The sequence below is a fragment of the Curtobacterium sp. ZW137 genome, assembly GCF_003762905.1.
GTDB lineage: Bacteria > Actinomycetota > Actinomycetes > Actinomycetales > Microbacteriaceae > Curtobacterium.
On sequence record NZ_RJKS01000001.1, the window covers coordinates 313,077 to 336,164 of the forward strand.

Genomic DNA, 23,088 nt, shown 5'->3' on the forward strand with positions numbered 1-23,088 from the left:
GCGAGTCGCGCCTCCAGGCTGTCGGCCCCAGAGCACCACGTACGTCGCGCGGATCGGCCTCCGTCTCCGCGCTGCGCCGCCAGGGGCGGTGCGGAAGGGGTTCCATGATCGGGGTCAACGACCCGGCCGTCGTCGCGGACGACGTCTCCATCGAGTACCGGGTGCCGGGAGCGCGCCCGATCCGGGCGGTGGACGGCGTCAGCCTGACCGTCCGCAGCGGGGAGATCCTCGCGGTGCTGGGGGAGTCCGGCTCCGGCAAGTCCAGCTTCGCCGCCGCGGTCGCCGGCCAGCTCGGTGCCCGTGGTGAGGGGGAGGGCGCGCATCGTCGCCACATCGTCGGTGGTGAGCTGAGCGTGCTCGGGCAGAAGATGCGCGGGCTCCGGGCGTCGTCCCGTCGGCTCGCCCGACTGACCGGACGGATCGGGTACCTCTCGCAGGACGCCGCCGACCGGCTGAGCCCCGACCTGACCGTCGGTGAGGCGATCGCGGAGCCGATCTACGCCCGTGACCGCCGCTTCGACCGGAAAGAGGCCGGGCTCATCGTCGCCCGGCTCGTCGACGCGGTGCACCTGCCGCTCGGTGTGATGCGCCTCAACACGTGGGAGCTCTCGAGCGGGCAGCGGCAGCGGGTGGCCCTCGCCCAGGCGCTCGTCCTCGAACCGCAGCTGCTCGTCGCCGATGAACCCGCCCGCGGCGTCGACGTCCTCGTCCGCCAGTCCGTGCTCGAGGCCCTCGCCGGACTGCAGCGGAACCGGCAGTTCTCCGCCGTCGTGGTCTCGAGTGACCTCCGCGAAGCCCGTGCGCTCGCGGACCGCGTCGCCGTCATGAACGAGGGTCGACTCGTCGGCCTCGGCACCTTCGACGACGTGCTCGACAGCCCCGTCGACCCCTACGTCCGGACGCTCGCCTCGACGGCGGCGCGCCCGGTGAAGCGTCCCGCCGCGGCCGGCGGGTCCGGCCCCCGCACGTCCCGACAGGAGCAGTCATGACCGACACCGACGTCCAGCCCCGCGGCCACCGCGCCGTCGTGACCGATGCCGGTGCGCCGCTGCCGGTCCCGCCGCCCGCGGCCGGGCCGATCGCGATCCTGCCGTCGCCCGCCGAGCTGCACGTCTCCGCGGTGGAGGCCGCTGGCGGCACCGTCGCAGCGCTCGGGCCCGACACGCGCGGCATCGTCTGGCTCGACCCGCGTGACCCGTCCGGGCTCGCCGCCGCACTCGACTCGGCACCGTCCGTGTCCTGGGTGCAGCTGCCGTTCGCCGGCGTGGACGCCTTCGCGTCGCTGATCGCGTCGCACGGGGACTCGGTGCTGTTCACCTCGGCGAAGGGCGCCTACGCGGAGCCGGTCGCCGAGCACGCCCTCGCGCTGACGCTCGCGACGCTGCGGGTCCTGCCCGCACGCGCCCGTGCGACGTCCTGGGCGACGAAGCCCGAGGGCGTGTCGCTCTACGGCCGCTCCGTCGTCGTGATCGGCGCCGGTGGCATCGCGCTCGAGTACCTCCGGCTCCTCGCGCCGTTCGACGTCGACGTCACCGTGGTGCGGCGCTCGTCCGCGCCGGTGCCCGGTGCTGCCCGCACCGTGACCACCGACCAGCTCGACGAGGTCCTGCCCACCGCGGACGTCGTGATGATCGCGGCCGCGATGACCTCGGGCACGTCGAAGCTCTTCGGCGCGCACCAGTTCTCCATCATGCGGCCGTCCGCGCGCCTGGTGAACATCGCCCGTGGCGGGCTCGTCGACACCGACGCGCTCGTCGATGCGCTGCACGCGGGGGAGATCGCCGGCGCCGGGGTCGACGTGACCGACCCGGAGCCGCTGCCCGACGGGCACCCGCTGTGGGACGCCCCCGGCGCGATCATCACGCCGCACCAGGCCGACACGCCGGAGATGGTGGCGCCGCTGCTCGCCGAGCGGGTCCGTGTGAACGTCGCCGCGTTCCTCGGCGGCGCGGGCGAGGGCTTCGTCGGCGTCGTGGACCCCGTCGCCGGGTACTGAGGCGCGCGCCGCGGCGCGGCACGCCCGGGGTGCGTGCCCGATGCGCGGGGCGCGGCCGATGTCCTGCTATGCTGTTACCCGTTGTTCAGACCGGCTCGACCGGAAGCGCAACTGATCCTCGATAGCTCAATTGGCAGAGCAGCCGGCTGTTAACCGGCAGGTTGTTGGTTCGAGTCCAACTCGGGGAGCAGCAGGCCCCCACCGTTCGCGGTGGGGGTCTTCGTGTTTCCGAGGACGTGTTCTCCAGGACGTGTGTTCCCTGCGCGCCGCTCGGGGCGTCCGGGTTCTCGGTCGTCTCATGGCTCGTCCACGGCCGGGCCACCGGGACAAGCTGTTAGCGTTCACAGGTGCACCCCCTCCGCCGAACCGCCGCAGCAGCGCTCTGTGCGGCTGCGCTCGCGGTCCTCGTCAGCGGGTGCACGTCCGGCGCCGAGTCGGAACCGGACGACTCCGTGGACCGCACGCCGTCGTCGGAGATCGCCGCGTCGGGGACCTCGCCGATCGTGTTCGCGTTCGTCTGCGACGTCGACGGCTCGGACCGCACCGAGACCTACACGACCTACTCCGCGGTGTGGCAGGACGAGCGCACCGAGTGCCGAGCCGAACGGATCACCGGGACCGAGGCGTCGGCGCAGCAGCAGGCAGCGCTCGACGCGGCGGCGGGGGAGTCCACGCTCGAGCAGCTCGCCAGCGGCTGCGCGGTCACCGGGGTGTCGCCGTGGACCTCGACGATCCTGTCCTCGTCCGCCGCCGACACGGCTGCCGGCCTGGCGCTCTACTGCCCCGGTCATCCGCAGATGGACCACCTGCAGGACGCGATCGCCGCCTACCGGGGCTGAGCCGAGCCTCCTGGCCGGTGCCCGTCGTCGGTCGGCGTGCGGACCGGCGTCAGCCCTCGGGGTGGTCCCGGCCCGGGAGCCAGGACTTGCCGGGGCCGCCCCAGCTGTTCTTCTTGACGGCCTTCTGGACCTGCTTCGGGTACGGGTGGCCGAGTCGGTCGGCGTAGAGCAGGCCGTCGAGGTGGTCGTACTCGTGCTGGAAGATCCGCGCGAGCCAGCCGTGCGCCTCGATCTCGAACGGCTCGCCGTGCTCGTCGAACGCGCGGAGGAGCGCGCCCTCGGAGCGGCGCAGCGGGAAGCGGAGGCCCGGGATCGAGAGGCAGCCCTCGGACTCCTCGTCCTCGTCGAGTTCCTCCACAGCCTCGGGTTCGGCCGGAGTGATCCACAGGACGGGGTTGATCGCCGCGCCGCGCCACTGCACCTCGTCATCATCGACGAATGAGTACACGAAGAGCCGCTTGCCCACCCCGACCTGCGGGCCGGCCAGCCCGACACCCGGTGCCAGGTCCATGGTCTCGAACATGTCCGCCACCAGGGTGCGGAGTTCGTCGTCGAAGGCGGTGACCTCCGCGGCGCGTTCGTGCAGGACGGGTTCACCGGTGATCCGGATCGGGAGGACGGCCATTCACCCAGGTTATCGGGAGGAGTCGGATAGCCTCGACGCGTGACGAGCGACCTGCAGATCCCGGACGCCGTGAGCAACCTCACCCCGTTCCAGGCCCTCATGATCCCCGTCGCGTTGATCGGGGCGGTGTTCCTCTCGCTCGGGGCGCAGTTCCAGAGCCGCGGGGTCAAGCGGGTCGAGGCCCGGCTGGGCAAGCAGTCCAAGGGGCTCAGCGTCCGGCACATCGTCGGGCTGGTCTCGAGCGGCTACTGGGTGCTGGGCACCCTGATGCTCGGCATCGCGGTCGTCCTGCAGCTGATCAGCATCACGTTCGCGCCGCTCATCGTCGTGCAGCCCCTCGGCGCGGTCGCACTGGTCATCACGACGTGGTTCTCCTCACGGTCCTCCGGGGTCCCGCTCGGCCGGCGTGCCCGCCGTGCGGTGTGGACGTGCATCATCGGCGTCGGGATCTTCGTCGGCATCGCGGCGTTCGTCGGGCACGAGAGCCCGATCACCCGGTCGCAGCTGATCACGGTGCTGGTGATCCTGGCGGTCGTGCTGATCCTGGTGCTGGTGTCGTTCCGGGTCGTGGCCAGGCACAAGAGCGCGCTGTACTACATCATCGGCGCCGGGGTCCTCTACGGGTTCGTGGCGACCCTGGCCAAGGTCACGCTGAACCGGTTCGTGAACCACACCTTCGACTGGTTGACCGTCCTGGCGATCATCGGCGTCGTCGTCGCGGCGTCGCTCGGCGGGTACTTCGTGCAGAACGCGTACTCGGCGGGCTCAGCGGACCTCGTCATCGCCGGGCTCACCGTGGTCGACCCGATCGTCGCCGTCGGCATCGGGGTGATCGTCCTCGGAGAAGCGGACGGGGCACCACCGATCGCGGTGTTCGGGTTCGTGGTCGCTGCCGCGATCGCGGTCACCGGAGTGTTCCTCCTCGCCAAACACCACCCAGAGGCACAGCGGTAACCACTGCGCCGCACCCTCGGGTGCCGTCCTCCTCTGGCAGGGGGCACCGTCAGCCGCGCGGCGGACGTGCTCGCGCATCGGCGTACGGTAGCGTTTCAGACCCAGACCAGCCCGGTACCAGCACCACCACCGGTACCGGACGAAGGCCCAGGAGAGGACGACGCCCGCCGTGTCAGGAGACGCCACCCCCGTTCCGCTCGACCACCCGACGGACCACCGGCCCTTGCGGGTGCTGATGGCCGCGGACACCTTCGCCCCGGACGTCAACGGTGCCGCCACGTTCACCGAGCAGCTCGCCGTCGGCCTCGCCGAGCGTGGGCACGAGGTCCACATCATCGCCCCGGCAGCGGGTCGCAACCACGGCACCTACGACGAAGAGCTCCACGGCGTGACGCTCGTCGTGCACCGCCTCCCGTCGTACAAGTGGCCGCTGCACGCGTGGCTGCGGTTCGCGTGGCCGTGGACGGTCCGCAAGCACGTCGCGCCGATCATCGACGCCTTCAAGCCCGACGTCGTGCACATCCAGTCGCACATCATCGTCGGCCGTGGTGTCGCTCGTGAAGCCCACGACCGCGGCATCCGCATCATCGCCACGAACCACTTCATGCCCGAGAACCTGCTCGAGTACACGCCGTTCGGGCGCTTCACGCTGCCGATCGCGCTGAAGATCGCGTGGAACGACGCCGCGCACACGTACCGGCTCGCGGACGTGATCTCGACGCCGACCAACCTGGCGGCGGACTACCTCCGCAAGGCCATCGCCGGCCAGCGCGTCCTCGCGATCTCCTGCGGCATCGACGCCTCGCGCTACCTCGCACGAGAAGGCCGCCCGGCCAACAACGACATCACCTTCGTCGGCCGCATCGCGCCGGAGAAGAACCTCGACGTGCTCTTCCGGGCGCTCCCGCTGCTGCCCGCCGAGCTGAACGCGACCATCACGATCGTCGGTGACGGTGAGATGATCCCGAAGCTCACCGCGCTGTCGAAGGAGCTCGGCATCGAAGACCGCGTGACGTTCCTCGGGTTCGTCTCCGACGAGGTCAAGTTCCGCGCGCTCACCAACTCGACCGTGTTCGCGATGCCCTCGACGGCCGAACTGCAGAGCATCGCTTCGCTGGAGGCGATGGCGTCCGGCCTGCCGGTCGTCGCCGCGAACTCGATGGCGCTGCCGCACCTGGTCGACGGCAACGGGTACCTGTTCGAGCCGGGGGACGAGCGGGACCTCGCCGACAAGCTCACGACGGTGCTGACGGCCTCGGACGAGGACTACGTGGCGATGCGGACGCGCAGTCTGGCCATGATCGAGGCGCACGACATCAACCGCACCCTCGCGACGTTCGAGGCGCTGTATCGTGGGGAACCGGTGGCCTAGGCCTGCCGACGAGGGGCGGTAGCCAAGCTGGTCAAGGCAGTCTGCTCATAACGGAACGATTCGCGGGTTCGAGTCCCGCCCGCCCCACGTGCAACTCCGTAAGAAGACCGCCAGCCACGACGTTGACGCCCCCGGCCCGACCCCGAACGTGACGTTCGAGGCGTCCAAGGGCGGCACCGGCGTGCGCGTCAACGCGTTCCGGATCGGGTTCATGGGCGGCATCGGCGTGCTCGTCGCCCTGCTCGCCGGGGCCCTCATCGGGCAGCTGTCGACCGTGCTGGTCTACATCGGCGTCGCGCTGTTCATCGCGCTCGGCCTCGACCCCCTGGTGACCTTCCTCGAGCGGTACATCCCGCGGTGGTCGGCGATCCTCGCGGTCGTCGTCACGGTGCTGCTCGCGTTCGGGGGTGTGGTGTTCGCCGTCGTCCCGATCCTCATCAACCAGGCGACGAACCTGGTGCAGAACTTCCCGGACATCGTCCAGGACCTCTCCCAGCAGGACTGGGTGCAGAACCTGTCGAAGCAGCTCAACGGGTCGTTCGACGTCGACCACTCGCTGCAGCAGCTCCAGAAGTTCGTCGAGGACCCGGGCAACCTGCTGAGCGTCGGCGGCGGCATCCTGGCCGTGGGTACCGGGATCCTGTCGGGCCTGACCGGGGCGCTCATCGTCCTCATCCTGATGCTCTACTTCCTCGCCTCGATGCGGAGCATGAAGAGCATGATGTACCGCTTCGTGCCGGCGTCCCGTCGGCAGAACTACATCGACGTCAGCGAGGAGGTCACGTCCTCCGTCGGCCGCTACGTCGTCGGGCAGATCACGCAGGCGGGCATCAACGGCGTCCTGAGCCTGGTGTTCCTGCTCATCATCGGTGCACCGCTGCCGGTGCTCCTCGCGACGTTCGCGTTCATGGGCTCGCTCATCCCGCTGGTCGGGACCCTCGGCGCGGCGATCGTGATCTCGCTGCTGTGCTTCTTCGCGTCGCCCGCGACCGCCCTCGCCGCGGCGATCTACTACCTCGTCTACATGCAGGTCGAGTCGTACGTGATCTCACCGCGCATCATGTCCCGCGCGGTGCAGGTCCCCGGTGCGCTCGTCGTGATCGCGGCCGTCGCGGGGGCCACCATCGGCGGGGTCCTCGGTGCGCTCGTCGCGGTGCCGGTCGCCGCGTCGGTGATCATCATCGTGCAGAAGGTCATCTACCCGCGCCAGGAGCAGGCGTGACCGACCCCGCGGACGCTGCCGCCGCTGCCGCTGCCGCTGCCGCTGCCGCTGCGCGCGACCGGTGGGCCCGCAGCCCACGTGGACCGCTCGCCCTGGTGAACGCGCAGCGCGTCGACCACGCGCAGCCCGTCTGGCCGGTCCCCGGCACGTGGGCGCCGGCCGTGGGCGGGCTCACGGTCATCGCTGACGCCGCCGACGGGGTCGTCGTGGACGGCGTCCCGGTCGACGGGACCGTCCTCGTCGCCGGCGACGATGCCGTCGTGCCGTCGGCCGTCGCCTTTCCGGAAGGCTTCGCAGGCACCGTCTCCGGCTCGACGCTCCGCGTCTGGGATCCCGCGTCCGATGCGATCGCCCGGTTCGCACGGATCGACCGTTTCCCGTACGCGGCCGATCTGGTCCGTCCAGGCCGGTACACACCGGTCGACGACAGCCTGGAGGCCCCTGGTCACGTCCTCGACGCCGCCGGCGATCCGCTCCTGGTCGCGGGCACCGTCGAGACCACCGTCGGTGGGGTGGTCGCCTCCCTGCTCGCGGTGCGGTCGGCACCGTTCGGCGGGGTCGCGCGGCTGCAGCTCATCGTCCAGGACGGCACGAGTGCGCTGCCCGAGGACGACGCCGCGAGCTCCTACTCGATGGGCCGGTTCCTCTTCGTCGACGACCCGGGCGGCCCCGCGGACGTCGCGGTGGACTGGAACGGCCTGGTGCTCCCGCCGTGCGCGTTCTCGTACCAGTACGCGTGCCCGATCCCGCCGCCGCAGAACCGCCTGGTGATCCCGATCCCGGCGGGCGAGCGGCACCCGATCGACCACGACGGCGCCGTCCTGCACTGATCGGGCCGGTGTCCTTGCCGTTCCCAGCGCCGACGCTGCATAATGGGCGTGTCCGCCAGGACATCACAATCGGATATCGATGGTTCCACGGTGCTCTCGAGCACTGGTCCGGATCCTCCAGCACAGGTCGATGGGGAAGTCGCACCTGATGATCGGAGGAACCATGACCGGGACTGCGTCTGGAGTGCTCTACGTGCACTCCTCCCCACGCGCGCTCTGCCCCCATGTCGAATGGGCAGCAGGTCGCGCGATGAGTCGCGCCGTCAACTTCTCCTGGCTGGACCAGCCGGCGCAGGACGGCTCGCGTCGTACGGAGTACACCTGGACCGGCGCGGTCGGCACCGGTGCGGCCATCGCCTCCGCGCTGCGCGGGTGGGAGCACCTCCGCTACGAGGTCACCGAGGAACCCACCGAGGTCTCGGACGGCGGCCGGTGGATGCACACGCCCGATCTCGGCGTCTTCTACGCGCAGACCGACGTCACCGGGAACATGGTCATCCCCGAGGACCGTGTCCGCTACGCGATGGAGGTCGCCGGCAGCAACGCCCTCGAGCTCCACCGGGAGCTCCGGCTGGCGCTCGGGCAGGCCTGGGACGACGAGCTCGAGCCGTTCCGCCACGCGGCCGAGGGCAACCCGGTCGTCTGGCTGCACCGCGTCGGCTGACGCGCACTGCCGACGCTGCCGGAGCTCGCGCTGCCGGCGCTGACGCTCCTCCTGCGACGGAACACCTCCGAACACACGAAAACGCCGCCGATCTCGGCGGCGTTTCGTGGTGTCAGCGGCGTTCGGCGTGTGGGCGGTGCCACACAGGGCGGAGGTGAGCCGGGCCTCCAGACCGGAGGCGGTGGTCAGGCCGTGCGGAACGCGACGACGGCGTTGTGGCCGCCGAAGCCGAACGAGTTGCTCACGGCGAGCAGGTCGCCCGCCGGGAGCTCGCGTGGCGAGGTCGCGACGTCCATCACGATCTCCGGGTCCTGCTCGGTGAGGTTGATCGTCGGCGGAGCGACGCGGTTGTGCAGCGCGAGGACGGTGAACGCCGCCTCGATCGCACCGGCACCACCGAGGAGGTGCCCGGTCGACGCCTTGGTGGCCGACACGACGACGGAGTCGAGGTGGTCGCCGAAGACGCGGCGCATCGCGTGGTACTCGGCGATGTCGCCGACCGGCGTCGACGTGGCGTGCGCGTTGACGTGCACGACGTCTTCGCGCGACGCACCGGCGTGCTCGAGCGCCATGAGCACCGCACGGGCAGCAGCGCTGCCCTCGGGGTCGGGGGCGGTGATGTGGAACGCGTCCGAGGTGATGCCGGCACCGGCGACCTCGGCGTAGATCTTGGCGCCGCGGGCTTCCGCGTGCTCCTTCGTCTCGAGGATCAGCGCAGCAGCGCCGTCCGCGAGCACGAAGCCGTCACGCGTGACGTCGTACGGACGCGAGGCGGTCTCGGGGGAGTCGTTGCGGCGCGACAGGGCCTGCATCGCGGCGAACGACGCGAGGGGCATCGGGTGCAGCGCGGCTTCGGCGCCACCGGCGATGACGATGTCGGCTTCACCGGTCGCGACGTGGCGGTACGCCTCGGCGAGGGACTCGGTGGAGGACGCGCACGCCGAGAGGTAGGTGCGGGCGCCACCACGGGCGCCGAACTCCATCTCGATGGCGGCGGCGGGGCCGTTCGCCATGAGCATCGGGACCGTCATCGGCAGGACGCGGCGCGGGCCCTTCTCGCGCAGGGTGTCCCAGGCGTCGAGCAGCGTGTTCACGCCGCCGATGCCGGTCGCCCAGTCGACGATGAGGCGCTCGGGCACGACGGTCTCGTTGTCGATGCCCGCGTCGGCCCATGCTTCACGCGCGGCGATGAGCGAGAGCTGCGACGACGGGTCGAAGCGCTTGGTCTCGGGGCGGGTGAGCTGGTCGGTGATGAAGCGGCGCGCCTGCCCGGCGAACTCGACGGGGATGTTGAGTTCGGCGTAGCGCGGGTCTTCGAGCCTGGTGATCCCGGACTTGCCCTCGAGCAAGGCGTCCCAGGTCTCCGAGGCAGTCGCGGCGAGAGGGGTGATCGCACCGATCCCGGTGACGACGACGGTCTTGTTGGTCATGGAACGACTTGTTTCTGCTGAGGTGGACATGACGAGCGCCGCGGCCCGTGACCGGAAGGGTCGAGCCGGACCACGGCGCTCAGGAAGTTCGTGTCAGGCCTGGGCCTTGACGATGAAGTCGACGGCGTCACCGACGGTCTTGAGGTTCTTGACCTCTTCGTCCGGGATCTTCACGTCGAACTTCTCTTCGGCGTTGACGACGATGGTCATCATCGAGATGGAGTCGATGTCGAGGTCGTCCGTGAACGACTTGTCCGACTGCACCGTGTCGGTGGCGATGCCGGTCTCGTCGTTGATGAGCTCGGCCAGGCCGGCGAGGACTTCTTCGTTGGACAGGGCCATGATGGTGTCTCCTTGAGGGGGGTGTCGTTTGACCGTGGACCAGCCTAGGGCACGGGGTGGTCCCGTGCCCGCAGCCTGGCGGGACTGTGGAAAGTCTTGCTGCGCTCCGGTGTCCCGGAGCACCGGGCGTCCTACGGGAGGACGACCACCTGGGCGCCGAACACGAGTCCGGCGCCGAACCCGATCTGCAGGGCGAGGCCGCCCGACAGCTCCGGGTGCTCGTCGAGCAGGCGGTGGGTGGCGAGCGGGATGCTCGCGGCGGAGGTGTTGCCGGTGGTCTTGATGTCGCGGGCGATCACCACGGACTCGGGGATGCCGAGCTGCTTGGCGAACTCGTCGATGATGCGGATGTTCGCCTGGTGGGGCACGAACGCGGCGAGCTGGTCGGGGCGGACGCCCGCGGTGTCCAGCGCTTCTCGGGCGACCTTGACCATCTCCCAGACGGCCCAGCGGAACACGGTCTGACCGGCCTGCCGTATCGTCGGCCGCGCGGCCCCCGCTTCCCACTCGTTGAAGGTGGCGGTCATGCCGATCGCGTCCCACTTGGAGCCGTCGGAGCCCCAGATGGTCGGCGCGATGCCGGGGAAGTCGCTCGGGCCGACGATCGCGGCGCCGGCGCCGTCGCCGAGCAGGAACGAGATCGAGCGGTCGGTCGGGTCGACGATGTCGCTGAGCTTCTCGGCCCCGACGACGAGCACGTGGTCGGCGATGCCGGACTTCACGAACGAGTCGGCCTGGGCGATGCCGTAGGCGTACCCGGCACACGCGGCGCTGATGTCGTACGCCGCCGCGGGGGCGGCGCCGATGCGCTCGGCGAGGAGCGACGCCATCGACGGGGTGGCCACGGTGTGCGTGACGGTGCTGACGAGCACGACGCCGATCTGGTCGGGCGTGATGCCGGCCTTGGCGATGGCCTCGAGCGAGGCGGCCTCGGCGAGGTCGACCGCTTCGACGTCGGCACCGGCGCGCATCCGGGTGACGATCCCGGTGCGCTGGCGGATCCACTCGTCGGAGGAGTCGATCGGGCCGACGAGGTCGTCGTTCGGCACGGTGTTCTCGCCGCGGGCGGCGCCGAGCGCGAGGATGCGGCTGAACTCGTGGCCGCGGCGCTGCGCGAGGACGGGTCGAGCTGCGTCGGCTGCGGTGGGGGTGGTGCTGTCGGTCATGCGGATGCCTCTGCGGTGTTCAGGAGCTCGATCGCGGCCGGCAGGTCCTCGGGGGACTTGACCGCGACGGTGGGCGTGCCCCGGAGGCCGCGCTTGGCGAGCCCCACGAGGGCGCCGGCGGGGGCGAGCTCGATGATGCCGGTGACCCCTGCCTGCTGGAAGGACTCCATCACGGAGTCCCAGTGCACGGGGTTCGCGATCTGGGCGACCATGAGGTCGACGAACCGGCGGCCGTCGTCGACGCGGGAGCCGTCCGCGTTGGTCCAGATCGGGAGCGTCGGGTCGGTGACGGCGGTCGCGGCGGCCACCGGGGCGACGCGCTCGACGGCGGGGGCCATGTACCGGGTGTGGAACGCACCGGCCACCGCGAGGGGGATCACGCGGGCCTTGGCCGGCGGGTTCCCGGCGAGGGCCGCGATCGCTGCGGCAGCGCCGGCGACGACGGTCTGACCGCCGCCGTTGTGGTTGGCGGCCACGAGCCCGTTGGCTTCGAGTGCCTGCGCGACCTCGTCCGGGTCGCCGCCGAGGACGGCTGCCATCGAGGTGGGCTCGAGGGCCGCGGCGTCGGCCATCGCCCGGCCGCGCTCGGCGACCAGTGCGACGGCGTCGGCCGGTGTGAGGATCCCGGCGACCGCGGCGGCGGTGAACTCCCCGACGGAGTGGCCGGCGACGCCACCGACGAGGGCGCGACGGCCGTCGGCGAGGAGGGCGTCCGCGGTGATGATGCCCGCGGCGACGATGAGCGGCTGGGCGAGCGCGGTGTCCTTGATGGTGTCCGCGTCGGACTCGGTGCCGTGCAGCGCCAGGTCGACGCCGATCGCCTCGGACCACTGCCCGACACGGTCACGGACGGCGGCGTCCTCGAGCCACGGGGCGAGGAAGCCTGGGGTCTGGGAGCCCTGTCCGGGCGCGACGACGACGATCACCGGACAATCCTGTCTGCCGTCGGGCGTGCGGCCCGTGTGGACTCCCGACACGAATCCGCGCGAGACATTGTGCGACCCCTACCGACGGCGGTCCCGCGGTCGCCCGTCACCGTCGTCCGACGCGCCGGCGGCTGGAGGCCGATTCGGACATCGCACCGAGGATCAGCGCGGACTGCACGATCAGGGCGTCACGGGCGTGGGTGGCGTCCCAGCCGATGATGTCCGCCACACGGCGCAGGCGGTACCGCACGGTGTTCGGGTGCACGAAGAGCTCGCGCGCCGTCGCCTCGAGCGAACGACCGGTGTCGAGGTAGCACCAGAGCGTCTGCAGGAGCTCGGTGGACTGGTCCTTCAGCGGCACGTAGATGCGCTGCACGAGCGCGGACCGGGCCAGGGGGTCACCGGCGAGGGCCCGCTCGGGCAGCAGGTCGTCCGCGAGCGCGGGACGGGGAGCACCGCGCCAGGCCCGTGCGACGGCGAACCCGGCGAGGGCGGCCTTCGCGGAGGTGGAGGCGTCGACGACCCCGGGGACCTCGTTGCCGAGGACCAGGTGGCCCTCGCCGAACATCGGCTCGAGGGCCTGCGCGATCGCCATGAACGAGACCGGCTCCTCGCCTTCCGGGACGTCGTCCCGCGGGGTGGAGCGGCCGATGACGACCACGAGGCGCGAGCCCTGGACCCCGATGAGCACGTCCGCGTCCATGTGGCGGGCGGAGCGCCGGACCTGGTCGACCTCGAGCTGCTTCGGTGCGGTGCCGACGAGCACCGCCACCTCGCCGTGGCCGTGCCAGCCGAGCGCCGCGATGCGGGAGGGGAGCTCGTCGTCGTACTCGCCGGAGAGGATCGAGTCGACCACGAGCGCTTCGAGCCGGGCGTCCCAGAGCCCGCGCGCCTCGGCGGCACGGGCGTAGACGTCGGCGGCCGCGAAGGCGATGTCCCGGGAGTACTTGAGGATCGCCTCCTGCAGCATCTCGTCGTCCTTGGCGCGTTCCTCCACCACGGTCACGACCACGCGGATGAGCTGCAGGGTCTGCTGCAGGCTCACCGAGCGCAGGAGTTCCCGCGGCGCGGAGCCGAACACGTCGGCGGCCGCGATCCACGGTGTCGACGCGCTGCCCTCGAGCCAGGAGATGAACGAGGTGATGCCGGCCTGGGCGACCATGCCGACCGCGGACCGACGCCCAGGGGGCATCTCGCTGTACCAGGGGAGCGTGTCCTCGAGCCGCTTGATGGTGGCGGTCGAGAGTTCGCCCGACACCTGCCGGAGCCAGGAGAGCGCCCGTTCACGGTCGTTCTCCCGGCCCACGGCGGGGTCGGTGCGGGGTGTCGTCACCGGGTGATCAGCTCTCGCCGCCGGCGCTGCCCGTGGTGCCGGCGGTCACGTCGTGCAGGCGGTACTTGTCGATCGCCTGCTGGACGAGCGCCCCGTCGATCTTGCCCTGGCGGGCGAGCTGCTGCAGCGTCCGCACGACGACCGAGGGGCCGTCGATGTGGAAGAAGCGGCGGGCGGCCGGACGGGTGTCCGAGAAGCCGAAGCCGTCGGCGCCGAGCGTGGCGTAGTCGGTCGGCACGAACGGGCGGATCTGCTCCTGGACCTGGTGCATGAAGTCGCTGACGGCGACGACCGGGCCCTCGGTGGCGAGCAGACGCTCGGTGACGTACGGCGTGCGGGGCTGCTCGTTCGGGTTGAGGAACGCGTGCTGCTCCGCGGCGAGACCGTCACGGTACAGCTCACCCCAGCTCGTGACGCTCCACACGTCGGCGGAGACGCCCCAGTCCTCGGCGAGGAGCTGCTGCGCCTCGAGGATCCACGGCACCGCGACACCGGACGCGAGCAGCTGGGCCTTGGGGCCGTCGTGCTCGCTGCCCTTGAGCAGGTACATGCCCTTGACGATGCCGTCCACGTCGACGCCCTCGGGCTCGACGGGCTGCACGATCGGCTCGTTGTAGACCGTCAGGTAGTACATGACGTTCGGGTCGTCGTGCTTCGGCGAGCCGTCCTCGTTCGTGCCGTACATCCGGTCGAGGCCGGACTGGACGATGTGGCCGATCTCGTAGCCGTAGGCCGGGTCGTAGGACACGACCGCGGGGTTCGACGCCGCGAGGAGCAGCGAGTGGCCGTCGGCGTGCTGCAGGCCCTCACCGGTCAGGGTCGTGCGACCGGCGGTGGCGCCGATCATGAAGCCGCGTGTCATCTGGTCACCGGCGGCCCAGATCGCGTCACCGGTGCGCTGGAACCCGAACATCGAGTAGAAGACGTAGACCGGGATGAGCGGCTCGCCCTGCGTCGAGTACGAGGTGCCGACGGCGGTGAACGCCGCGAGGGCGCCCGCCTCGTTGATGCCGACGTGGATGATCTGGCCCTGCGGGCTCTCCTTGTAGGCCAGGAGGAGCTCACGGTCGACCGACGTGTAGTGCTGGCCGTTCGGGTTGTAGATCTTCGCCGTCGGGAAGTACGCGTCCATGCCGAACGTGCGCGCTTCGTCCGGGATGATCGGGACCACGCGGTCACCGAAGTCCGGGGAGCGGAGCAGGTCCTTCAGCAGACGGGCGAACGCCATGGTGGTGGCGATCTCCTGCTTGCCGGAGCCCTTCTTGACGACCTGGTACTTCGCGTCGTCGGGGAGCGTGATGGACGTGTACTTGGTGCGACGCTCCGGCACGTACCCGCCGAGCGCGTGACGGCGCTCGTGCATGTACTGGATCGCCTCGTCGTCGTTGCCGGGGTGGTAGTACGGCGGCGTGTAGGGGTTCTCCTCGAGCTGCGCGTCGGAGATCGGGATGCGCATCTCGTCGCGGAACTGCTTGAGGTTGTCGAGCGTGAGCTTCTTCATCTGGTGCGTCGCGTTGCGCCCCTCGAAGCTCGGGCCGAGGCCGTAGCCCTTGACCGTCTTCGCGAGGATGACGGTCGGCTGGCCCTTGTGCTCGGTCGCCGCCTTGAACGCCGCGTAGACCTTGCGGTAGTCGTGGCCACCGCGCTTGAGGTTCCAGACCTGGTCGTCGCTGTAGCCGTCGATCAGCTGGAGTGCCTTCGGGTCGCGCCCGAAGAAGTTCTCCCGGACGTAGGCGCCGTTCTCGGCCTTGTACGTCTGGTAGTCACCGTCGGGGGTGACGTTCATCAGGTTGAGGAGCGCGCCCTCGGTGTCGCGGGCGAGCAGGTCGTCCCACTCGCGGCCCCAGATCACCTTGATGACGTTCCAGCCGGCACCGCGGAAGTAGCTCTCGAGCTCCTGGATGATCTTGCCGTTGCCGCGCACCGGGCCGTCGAGACGCTGCAGGTTGCAGTTGATCACGAAGTTCAGGTTGTCGAGGCCGTCGTTCGCAGCGACCTGGAGCTGGCCGCGGGACTCGACCTCGTCCATCTCGCCGTCGCCGAGGAAGGCCCAGACCTGCTGCTCCGAAGCGTCCTTGATGCCGCGGTTGGACAGGTACTTGGCCTGCTGCGCCTGGTAGATCGCGTTGATCGGGCCGATGCCCATCGACACGGTCGGGAACTGCCAGAAGTGCGGCATGAGCCGGGGGTGCGGGTAGGAGGACAGACCGCCACCGGTGTGCGACTTCTCCTGACGGAACCCGTCGAGCTGGTTCTCGTCGAGGCGACCCTCCATGTAGGCGCGGGCGTACATGCCGGGGGAGGCGTGGCCCTGGAAGAACACCTGGTCGCCGCCGGACGGGTGGTCCTGCGCGCGGAAGAAGTGGTTGTAGCCGACCTCGTACAGGGCGGCGCTCGACGCGTACGTCGAGATGTGCCCACCCACCGAGATGCCGGGGCGCTGCGCGCGGTGCACCGTGATGGCCGCGTTCCAGCGGATCCACCGGCGGTAGCGGCGCTCGAGCTCCTCGTCGCCGGGGAACTCCGGCTCGTTCTCCGGCGCGATCGTGTTGACGTAGTCCGTCGTCGGGACCATCGGCACGCCGAGGTGCAGTTCCTTGGACCGCTTGAGCAGGCTGAGCATGATCTCGCGGGCACGCTCGTGCCCGTGTGCCGCGACCAGTCCGTCGAGGGACTCACGCCATTCGGCGGTCTCCTCCGGGTCCTGGTCCTCGTGCCCTGCGCTGTACGGGTCCTGGTCGTTCACCGTCACCCTTGACCTCGGTTCGTTCTCGTGGTGGTGGACATGGTCGGTCCACCGATCGATCGGGTCGCGACCGGCGGTGGGAGCCTCGACCACTCTAGGCCCCACCACCGACCGGTTGGCTGTGGGAGCCACCACCACACAGTGCAGACGTCCGGGCCCCACCACCGACCGCCTGCCTGATGGTGGCGTGTGTCCGCACCCTGTGCACAGGTGCTTGCATTCGCGGATCGTCGGCGTACGATTGCCGATCGTGCCCACGCGAACCCGCGAGGGCGTGGATGGACGGGCACACCCGCAGCCCGAGGAAGAAGCACACGTACCGATGGCACTGGAGACTGGGTCGCTCGCGCCGGACTTCGAACTCCCGAACCAGTTCGGGGAGCACGTCCGCCTCAGCGACTTCCGCGGGTCCCGCCCGGTCGCACTCGTCTTCTTCCCCCTCGCGTTCTCGTCGACGTGCACGAGCGAACTCTGCGCACTCCGGGACAACATCGCGATGTTCCAGGACAACCGCATCGAGCTGATCGGCATCTCGGTCGACTCGAAGGCGACGCTCCGCTCGTTCGCCGACGCGAACGGCTACGACTTCGAGCTCCTGGCGGACTTCTGGCCGCACGGTGCCGTCTCCAAGGAGTACGGCGTCTTCCTCGAGAAGAAGGGCTTCGCGAACCGCGCGACCTTCGTCATCGACGTGCAGGGCCGCATCCGCGCGTCGATCATCTCGGAGCCCGGCGTCGCCCGCGACGTCGCCGAGTACCGCGCGGCGCTCGACCGGCTCGCCGCCTGCACGGCGCCGGTCCCCGTCGGCTAGGCAACCGGCAGCCGGTCCCGTTCCGAACACCCCAGGGGTGCTCAGGCACCGGACTGGAGGCACGGTGCACCACATCGACACGGCGACGCGACCCGACGTGGTCGGCTCCACCGGCTACGCCCCGTACCCGGTGACGACCGACCCCGCCCCGTGGTCGCTGACGCGCGCCGTGGTCGACACCGCCGTCGGACCGGTCGTGGTGCACGCCCGACGGGGCCCGCGACCGCTGCTCCTGCTGCACGGGGTCGCCGGCTCGTGGACGACGTGGACGCCCCTGCTCCGTGCCGCGGACGGCTTCGACGGCCGCGGACTCGTGCTGGTCGACCTGCCCGGCTGGGGTTCGTCGCCGGCCCCCGCACGACGGCTCGACGTCGACGACGCCGTCGCTGTGCTCCGATCGGTCCTCGATTCCGTCGGAGTCGACACGGTCGACGTCCTCGGGCACTCGATGGGCGCGTTCATCGGCATGCACCTCGCCGTGGCCGCACCGGAACGGGTCCGCTCGACGACCCTGGTCTCCGGGACGACGTTCGCGGCGATCGACGCCGCCCGGCACCCGGTGCGCGGGGTCCTGACCCTGCCGTCCTTCGCACTGCTCCGCGCCGGACTCGCCGTCACCCGGAGCGCTGCGGTCCCGCTGCTCCGCGGCCTCGCGCGCGTCGGCCTCCTCCGCCTGCTCGCCGCGCCGGTGTTCACCCACGTGCGCGCACTCGACCGCAGCGTGCTCGACGCCTTCGTCGAGGAACTGCGGCCCGACGGCTTCCTCGGTGCGGCACGGACCGGCGCCGGGTACGACACCGACCGGTGGCGGAGCATCACCTGCCCGGTCACGGCGATCGCCGGCCGCGACGACGTCTTCGCGCGGGTGCGGGACCTCGACGACCTCGCACGGGTGGTGCCGCAGACCCGCACGGTGCTGCTCGACGACTGCGGCCACTTCGCGCACGTGGAGCACCCGGCTGCGGTGCTGCTGGCCCTCGGCGACGACACGGTCGATGGTGACCGCGCGCTCGGTGACGACGGCGGGGTCAGTGGTACTGCGGTGGCCAGTCGAACGCCGGCGGGCGGTGCGGCACCTCGCCGATCGTCGTGACGACGAGGTCGACCTGCTCGAGGTCGCGCAGCTCGATCGACCGCGGGTTCGCGTAGTACCGGCGCCCGTCGACCCACACCGTGAGGTCTCCGTGCAGCCCGCCGACGTGCGCGGGGCCGAGGGAGACGTCCCACTCGTCGAAGAACTGCCCGAGGGTGAAGGTCCGGCGCTCGGGGGACTCGACGTGCACGATGCCCGAGGTGTCGTGCGTGTGGATCTCCGCCGCGAACCGCTGTTTCGCCGAGTGCCCGATGTTGCCGGGGACGACGACGGGTTCGCCTCCGTCAGTGATCGTCAGGTGCGTGTGGATGTGCTCCGCGAGGCGCTGACCCCACACGTCGTGCAGCCCCGCGGCTTCGGCTCGTGCGGCGAGGTCCGTCGGCCTCGGCCACGGCGGCGGTCCCGGGGGCGTGGCGCACCCGCTCGCGAGCACCACGACGGCCAGCCCCACCGCCGCTGCCCGCATCGCTCGTCGCACCCGTCCATGCCTACTCGCGTACGTCCCCGCTCGCCCCGAGTCGAGCGGGCGAAACACCCGGGTGGCACGTTCCCCGACCGGCATGTTTCGCCCGTTCGACGTGTGGGCTCGACGGGGGTGCGGGGTGCGCGGGCGCGCGGGGGTGCGGGGAGCGGGGAGCGCGGGACGCGGGTGCGCGGCGGTCAGGCGTGGACGGGGAAAGCGGCGGCGACGCGGGAACGGACCTCGGCGAGGACCGCGGCGCGCATGGTCGGGGAGAAGAGGGAGTGGTCCCCGCCGGGGACGTGCACCAGGGCGACCGACCCGCCCGGGCCGCCCGGAGCCCACCGCCGGAGCGCGGTGCGGCCGCCGAGGCGGTGGAAGAGCTCGGCGTCCTCGTCCGCCGTGATCAGCACGACGTCGGTGCCGTTCGTCACGAGGGGCCGGACGTGCTCGACGACGCCTCCGGCACGGTCCCGGCGGGCGATGCGGGCGCGGAGCTCCTCCGGCACGAGTGCGTTGTACCGCTCGCGGAGCCACAGCCGTGCCGGCGAGGGGGAGTCCACCGCGCGGACGGCGTCGCTGTAGCTCCCCGGCACGGCCGGACGGCGCCGGTAGTCGTTCGGGCTGATCTGGACGACGAGCCTCGGTGTCTCGGCACGGGCACGCCCCGCCACCCATGCGCCGGCGCACATCCCGACGAGGGCGAGCCGGTCCGCCGGGACGCCCAGCGCGGCCACGATCTCGGACTGGTCGTCGATCCACTCCTGCGCGAACAGGTGGTCGCGTTCCTGGCCGCAGACCACGGAGCTCTCGCCGGTACCGCGGCGGTCGACCCGGACGACCCGCGCACCCTCCCGAGCGAGTGCCCGGGCGAGTGTGACCTGGTAGTCGGTCGCCCCGACGCGGTGCTCGGCGGCCCCGTTGTGCAGCACGACCACGGGCCCGTCGTCCGCCGGCCGCGCGGGAGCGGTCTCGACGGCGAAGAGGGCCTCCGGTCCGAGGTGCACGATCCGCTCGGCGACGCCGTGGTCGAGGTCGACGACGGTGTCCAGCACGGGCGGGCGCGTCGGGACCGTGGCAGCCGGGACGTGCTCGTCGATCCAGGACACGACCCGATCGACGGCCTCCGACGGGATGCGCGCGTGGATGCTCGTGCCGTCGAGGAGTTCGGCGGTCCCGGGGACCTCGACGGGCTGCACCTCGCCGAGGGCCTTCGGCGCCCGGCCCCCCGGACGGACGAACACGGCGGTCGCGACGGTCCGCGGTGCGAACCGGAGCGCCGACAGCACCGCCGCCTCCGCCGGGTCGACGTCGATGCCGATGAGGCTCTCGACGTCGTCGACCACCCGCGACGGGCCGATCGTGATGGACGCGAGGGCACGCTGCCGACGGAGCCACGCCCGCCCGGACTCCGGTGCGTCCCAGAGCACGAGGGCGTCCTCGTCCCGGGCCGCCGCGGCAGCGACGAGGGCCGATGAGGCGAGCCCCACGAAGACGATCCGGGACACACCGGTCGTGCGCAGCACGGCCGCGGCCCGCACGGCGGACCGGACCTGCGCGTCGGGGTCGGCATCGGGACCGGAGTCCCCACGTCCGGACGGGTCGTAGCGCACCGAGGCCACGCCACGAGCCTCCAGGCGGTCTGCCAGCAGGCGGAGCGTGCGGTACGCGATCACGCCCTCCTGTCCGAGTGGCGGACAGATCACGACACCGGCGCGTGCCGACGGCGGCACCTGCACGGCGGCGCGGATCGCCGGCGAACCGGACCAGCCGTGGTGCGTGGTCACAGTGCCAGCGCGCGACGGACGTCCGTCGGCCAGGCCGCCGGGTCGGTGCCGTGCGCGGCGAACAGGGCGATCGTGATGCGCTCCAGGCCGAAGGCGAGGCACGCGCTGTGCGCGACCTCGCCGTCCGCCGTGCGGATCGCGAACGAGCTTCCGAAGTGGTCCTCGTGCAGGTTCGCCGAGCTGATCGCCGTCGGCTCGCCGGCATCGCCGTAGACCGGCGTGACGAACTCGAACTTCAGCGACTGCTCGACCTGGTTCCGCGCCAGGATCTTGCCCACCCGGCCGAAGAACGGATCGTTCGCGGGGACGACGTCGATCTCGAGCCCGAAGCCACCGAGGAGGTCCCGCATCACCGGGATCCGGCCGTCACGGTGCTGCTTCGCCGAGGCGGGCGTGCCGATGTGCACGAACTCGTGCATGTGGAAGGCCTGCAGGCGCATCGGGTCGAGGGAGGGCTCGCGGCGGAAGGAGTCGCCGACGATGTCGAAGGTCCGGCCCTCCTGCGGGACCGTCCCCGTGACGAGGCCGTAGACGGGGTGGCAGACGGCCGGCGCGAGCATCAGGTCGGCCGGTTCGAGGAACGACTCCCAGCGCTCGCCGCGTTCCCGCGCCGCGAGGAGCTCGCGGTGCTTCCGGTCGTCGCCCGTGAACCCGGAGATGGACGCGGCCAGGTCGGGGAACGACGCGATGTAGTCGGTGCGTTCGAACGCGGCGAGGGGCTCGACGGGCGGGAACCGGAGGACCTCCGCGTCGAGGTCGGCCATCGAGCGGACGGCCGCGGCGTCGACGGCGGTGTACACGCGGTCGAACACGCCCGTGCGGCCGTAGAGGCCGGGGGAGCCGAGGTCGATGAGGACGCTGTCGGTGAGGAGGCGCGTGCGGAGGGCGGCGCGGGCGCGGTCGAGCGGGGACGTGTCGATCGTGGTGGTCGGGTCCGTGATGGTCACAGGATCACTCCGGTCATGATGGCCAGTCCGGCGTCGTTCTGGAGGAGACGGTCGTTGCTCACCATGACGGCGGCCCCGTGGGCGTCCCGGAGGTGTCGGGCGATGCTCATCGGACCGGTCGCCGCGTACCCGGCGATCCCGACGATGCGCATCGCCTTCGTGACGAGGTCGGTGACCCGTTCGGAGGCCGCGATCTTCAACGCGTTCGCGGCCAGTGCGTGGGCACTCGACTCCAGGGCCTCCGGGTCGTCCGCGATGCCGTCGTACCGCTCGGCGGCGTGCCGGACGGTGTCCGCGAGGGCCTGCAGGTCGACGAGGAGCTCCGCGAGCCGGAGCGCTCCCGGCGGGGTGCTCCCGACCGAGGCGCGTGCCTGCTTCCGGACCGCGGCACGTGCACGCTCGGCGGCCGACGCGGCGATGCCGAGCCAGACGGATGCCCAGAGCACGTGCGAGACGGGGAGGACGGTGTGCGCGGAGATCATCGCGTAGTCGTCCCGGAACACCGCGTCCACGGTGGTGGAGGCGTCGAGGACCCAGCCGTTGCTGCACGTGCCGCGGAGGCCCATCGTGTCCCATGTCGACGTCTGCGACAGCACGGTGTCCGCCGTCCAGCACACGACGAGGCGCTGGTCGGACGCCGGGGCATCGGGATCGCGGCGGGCGGTCACGAAGACGGCGTCGGCCTCGGTCGCGTAGGAGATGACCGGGGCGTCCTTGCGGAGGCGGATGCGTCCGGTCTCGCCGTCCGGCCCGTCGGGCTCGTTCGCTTCGGGCTCGATCGCGCACGTGGACCGGCGGGCATCGCCGCCGACACCCTTCTCGGTCGTCGCGGACGCCACGAGCGCGCCGTTCCGCACGGCCTCGGTCATCGCCAGGACCCCGGCGCCGTCACCGCCGTGCCGCCACAGGGCCATCGCCTGACCGTGGTGCATCGCGAACACCATGCCGGTCGCCGCACACGCACGGCCGAGTTCGGTCGCGATGGCGGAGAGCTCCGACACCGTCGCACCCTCCCCGCCGAGGTCGGCGGGGACCGCTGCGGCGAGGAGGCCGTACTCCCGCATCGCGGCGATCGCCTCACGCGGGGGCCGTGCGTCCCGGTCGACCTCGTCCGCGAACTGCGCGCCGATCGCGGCGACCGCGGCTGCGCGTTCGGCGAAGCGGTCGCGGGTCGTGGCATCGACCGTGTCAGCGGTGCGGTGGGCGTTCGTCTGCAGGAGCGTCACGAGGCCGTCGCCAGGGCCGCGGCGGCGACGATCGACTCGACCGAGCCGAAGGTCGCCCGGTTCAGGACCGCGTCCGGGAACTCCGCGTCGAGCTCGTTCTCGACCGCGAGCATCACGTTCACCGTGGCGTGCGACGTCAGCCCGAGCGCGTACAGATCGGCGATCGGTGCCACGTCCCACGCGTCGACGGTGAGCCGTCCGTGGTCAGCGAGGGCCTGCCGCACGGCCTGTTCCGCCGCGGGGTCAGCGAGGGCGACGGTGGTCGCTCCGGTGTTCGGGTCCTGGTGCATGCGAGCCACGATAAGGAGCGCTCGGCGCC

Annotated in this window: 22 protein-coding genes and 2 tRNA genes; 12 read left to right on the forward strand and 12 right to left on the reverse strand. The window is 71.4% G+C overall.

Annotated elements, in window-relative coordinates; all coding sequences use genetic code 11:
* Positions 1-104 precede the first annotated feature (104 nt).
* The 4 genes from EDF55_RS01390 to EDF55_RS01405 all read left to right on the forward strand — a co-directional run bounded on the left by EDF55_RS01390 (position 105) and on the right by EDF55_RS01405 (position 2,835).
* On the forward strand, positions 105-989 hold the full coding sequence (locus EDF55_RS01390; protein ID WP_123653159.1) for an ATP-binding cassette domain-containing protein: 885 nt from the start codon (positions 105-107) through the stop codon (positions 987-989).
* A complete protein-coding gene (locus EDF55_RS01395) occupies positions 986-1,996 on the forward strand; it encodes a D-isomer specific 2-hydroxyacid dehydrogenase family protein (protein WP_123653160.1) in 1,011 nt (336 codons plus the stop codon). Before EDF55_RS01390 ends, EDF55_RS01395 begins: the two co-directional genes overlap by 4 nt.
* Before the next feature lie 115 nt (positions 1,997-2,111).
* Positions 2,112-2,184: transfer RNA gene (locus EDF55_RS01400), tRNA-Asn, on the forward strand.
* A gap of 159 nt (positions 2,185-2,343) precedes the next feature.
* On the forward strand, positions 2,344-2,835 hold the full coding sequence (locus EDF55_RS01405; RefSeq protein ID WP_123653161.1) for a hypothetical protein: 492 nt from the start codon (positions 2,344-2,346) through the stop codon (positions 2,833-2,835).
* A 49-nt stretch (positions 2,836-2,884) separates the two neighbouring features.
* On the opposite strand, the gene def is transcribed toward EDF55_RS01405, so the two are convergent.
* Positions 2,885-3,460 carry a peptide deformylase gene (gene def / locus EDF55_RS01410; protein ID WP_123653162.1) on the reverse strand — a complete coding sequence of 192 codons (576 nt, stop codon included), beginning with the start codon at positions 3,458-3,460 and terminating at the stop codon, positions 2,885-2,887.
* 39 nt (positions 3,461-3,499) lie between these two features.
* Here def and EDF55_RS01415 point away from each other — a divergent pair, with 39 nt between their 5' ends.
* The 6 genes from EDF55_RS01415 to EDF55_RS01440 all read left to right on the forward strand — a co-directional run bounded on the left by EDF55_RS01415 (position 3,500) and on the right by EDF55_RS01440 (position 8,502).
* Entirely contained in the window at positions 3,500-4,414 is a 915-nt protein-coding gene (locus EDF55_RS01415) for a DMT family transporter (protein WP_185017037.1), read from the forward strand.
* A gap of 169 nt (positions 4,415-4,583) precedes the next feature.
* Complete coding sequence (locus EDF55_RS01420; protein ID WP_243698336.1) at positions 4,584-5,786, forward strand: glycosyltransferase; 1,203 nt, start codon at positions 4,584-4,586, stop codon at positions 5,784-5,786.
* 12 nt (positions 5,787-5,798) lie between these two features.
* Positions 5,799-5,873 (forward strand) — tRNA-Ile (locus EDF55_RS01425).
* A gap of 1 nt (position 5,874) precedes the next feature.
* Positions 5,875-7,008, forward strand: coding sequence for an AI-2E family transporter (locus tag EDF55_RS01430; RefSeq protein WP_123653163.1), 1,134 nt, complete (start codon positions 5,875-5,877; stop codon positions 7,006-7,008).
* Positions 7,005-7,838: a DUF1684 domain-containing protein gene (locus tag EDF55_RS01435; protein WP_123653164.1), complete on the forward strand. Its 834-nt coding sequence runs from the start codon at positions 7,005-7,007 to the stop codon at positions 7,836-7,838. Before EDF55_RS01430 ends, EDF55_RS01435 begins: the two co-directional genes overlap by 4 nt.
* Before the next feature lie 163 nt (positions 7,839-8,001).
* Positions 8,002-8,502, forward strand: coding sequence for a DUF3145 domain-containing protein (locus EDF55_RS01440; RefSeq protein WP_123653165.1), 501 nt, complete (start codon positions 8,002-8,004; stop codon positions 8,500-8,502).
* 185 nt (positions 8,503-8,687) lie between these two features.
* On the opposite strand, the gene EDF55_RS01445 is transcribed toward EDF55_RS01440, so the two are convergent.
* The 6 genes from EDF55_RS01445 to aceE form a co-directional block, all read right to left on the reverse strand.
* Positions 8,688-9,932: a beta-ketoacyl synthase gene (locus EDF55_RS01445; RefSeq protein WP_123653166.1), complete on the reverse strand. Its 1,245-nt coding sequence runs from the start codon at positions 9,930-9,932 to the stop codon at positions 8,688-8,690.
* A 93-nt stretch (positions 9,933-10,025) separates the two neighbouring features.
* Positions 10,026-10,274: an acyl carrier protein gene (locus tag EDF55_RS01450; RefSeq protein WP_071275967.1), complete on the reverse strand. Its 249-nt coding sequence runs from the start codon at positions 10,272-10,274 to the stop codon at positions 10,026-10,028.
* A gap of 131 nt (positions 10,275-10,405) precedes the next feature.
* A complete protein-coding gene (locus EDF55_RS01455) occupies positions 10,406-11,440 on the reverse strand; it encodes a beta-ketoacyl-ACP synthase III (RefSeq protein WP_123653167.1) in 1,035 nt (344 codons plus the stop codon).
* Positions 11,437-12,366, reverse strand: a complete 930-nt coding sequence (locus EDF55_RS01460) for an ACP S-malonyltransferase (RefSeq protein WP_123653168.1) — start codon at positions 12,364-12,366, stop codon at positions 11,437-11,439. Before EDF55_RS01460 ends, EDF55_RS01455 begins: the two co-directional genes overlap by 4 nt.
* 106 nt (positions 12,367-12,472) lie before the next feature.
* Positions 12,473-13,699: a CdaR family transcriptional regulator gene (locus EDF55_RS01465; protein WP_123653169.1), complete on the reverse strand. Its 1,227-nt coding sequence runs from the start codon at positions 13,697-13,699 to the stop codon at positions 12,473-12,475.
* A 7-nt stretch (positions 13,700-13,706) separates the two neighbouring features.
* Complete coding sequence (aceE, locus tag EDF55_RS01470; RefSeq protein WP_123653170.1) at positions 13,707-16,451, reverse strand: pyruvate dehydrogenase (acetyl-transferring), homodimeric type; 2,745 nt, start codon at positions 16,449-16,451, stop codon at positions 13,707-13,709.
* A 316-nt stretch (positions 16,452-16,767) separates the two neighbouring features.
* Here aceE and EDF55_RS01475 point away from each other — a divergent pair, with 316 nt between their 5' ends.
* Positions 16,768-17,256, forward strand: a complete 489-nt coding sequence (locus EDF55_RS01475; protein ID WP_123653171.1) for a peroxiredoxin — start codon at positions 16,768-16,770, stop codon at positions 17,254-17,256.
* A gap of 64 nt (positions 17,257-17,320) precedes the next feature.
* Complete coding sequence (locus EDF55_RS01480) at positions 17,321-18,349, forward strand: alpha/beta fold hydrolase (protein ID WP_185017039.1); 1,029 nt, start codon at positions 17,321-17,323, stop codon at positions 18,347-18,349.
* On the opposite strand, the gene EDF55_RS01485 is transcribed toward EDF55_RS01480, so the two are convergent.
* The 5 genes from EDF55_RS01485 to EDF55_RS01505 all read right to left on the reverse strand — a co-directional run bounded on the left by EDF55_RS01485 (position 18,285) and on the right by EDF55_RS01505 (position 23,059).
* Complete coding sequence (locus tag EDF55_RS01485; RefSeq protein ID WP_123653173.1) at positions 18,285-18,827, reverse strand: hypothetical protein; 543 nt, start codon at positions 18,825-18,827, stop codon at positions 18,285-18,287. The two genes, EDF55_RS01480 and EDF55_RS01485, sit on opposite strands and share 65 nt — an antisense overlap.
* A 182-nt stretch (positions 18,828-19,009) precedes the next feature.
* Positions 19,010-20,596 carry an alpha/beta fold hydrolase gene (locus tag EDF55_RS01490; RefSeq protein ID WP_185017041.1) on the reverse strand — a complete coding sequence of 529 codons (1,587 nt, stop codon included), beginning with the start codon at positions 20,594-20,596 and terminating at the stop codon, positions 19,010-19,012.
* Positions 20,593-21,543 carry an amino acid--[acyl-carrier-protein] ligase gene (locus EDF55_RS01495; RefSeq protein ID WP_221180712.1) on the reverse strand — a complete coding sequence of 317 codons (951 nt, stop codon included), beginning with the start codon at positions 21,541-21,543 and terminating at the stop codon, positions 20,593-20,595. The genes EDF55_RS01490 and EDF55_RS01495 overlap by 4 nt, the downstream gene beginning before the upstream one ends.
* Positions 21,540-22,769 (reverse strand): acyl-CoA dehydrogenase family protein, encoded by a 1,230-nt coding sequence (locus EDF55_RS01500; protein ID WP_221180713.1) that lies wholly within the window; start codon positions 22,767-22,769, stop codon positions 21,540-21,542. Before EDF55_RS01500 ends, EDF55_RS01495 begins: the two co-directional genes overlap by 4 nt.
* Positions 22,766-23,059 carry an acyl carrier protein gene (locus EDF55_RS01505; RefSeq protein ID WP_123653175.1) on the reverse strand — a complete coding sequence of 98 codons (294 nt, stop codon included), beginning with the start codon at positions 23,057-23,059 and terminating at the stop codon, positions 22,766-22,768. Before EDF55_RS01505 ends, EDF55_RS01500 begins: the two co-directional genes overlap by 4 nt.
* Positions 23,060-23,088 lie beyond the last annotated feature (29 nt).

What these genes read in the sequence shown, in the direction of transcription:
- EDF55_RS01390 (WP_123653159.1), top strand. Translation starts at nt 105, where the DNA reads ATGATCGGGGTCAACGACCCGGCCGTCGTCGCGGACGACGTCTCCATC.
- EDF55_RS01395 (WP_123653160.1), top strand. Translation starts at nt 986, where the DNA reads ATGACCGACACCGACGTCCAGCCCCGCGGCCACCGCGCCGTCGTGACC.
- def (WP_123653162.1), bottom strand. Translation starts at nt 3,460, where the DNA reads ATGGCCGTCCTCCCGATCCGGATCACCGGTGAACCCGTCCTGCACGAA.
- EDF55_RS01440 (WP_123653165.1), top strand. Translation starts at nt 8,002, where the DNA reads ATGACCGGGACTGCGTCTGGAGTGCTCTACGTGCACTCCTCCCCACGC.
- EDF55_RS01445 (WP_123653166.1), bottom strand. Translation starts at nt 9,932, where the DNA reads ATGACCAACAAGACCGTCGTCGTCACCGGGATCGGTGCGATCACCCCT.
- EDF55_RS01450 (WP_071275967.1), bottom strand. Translation starts at nt 10,274, where the DNA reads ATGGCCCTGTCCAACGAAGAAGTCCTCGCCGGCCTGGCCGAGCTCATC.
- EDF55_RS01455 (WP_123653167.1), bottom strand. Translation starts at nt 11,440, where the DNA reads ATGACCGACAGCACCACCCCCACCGCAGCCGACGCAGCTCGACCCGTC.
- EDF55_RS01475 (WP_123653171.1), top strand. Translation starts at nt 16,768, where the DNA reads ATGGCACTGGAGACTGGGTCGCTCGCGCCGGACTTCGAACTCCCGAAC.
- EDF55_RS01505 (WP_123653175.1), bottom strand. Translation starts at nt 23,059, where the DNA reads ATGCACCAGGACCCGAACACCGGAGCGACCACCGTCGCCCTCGCTGAC.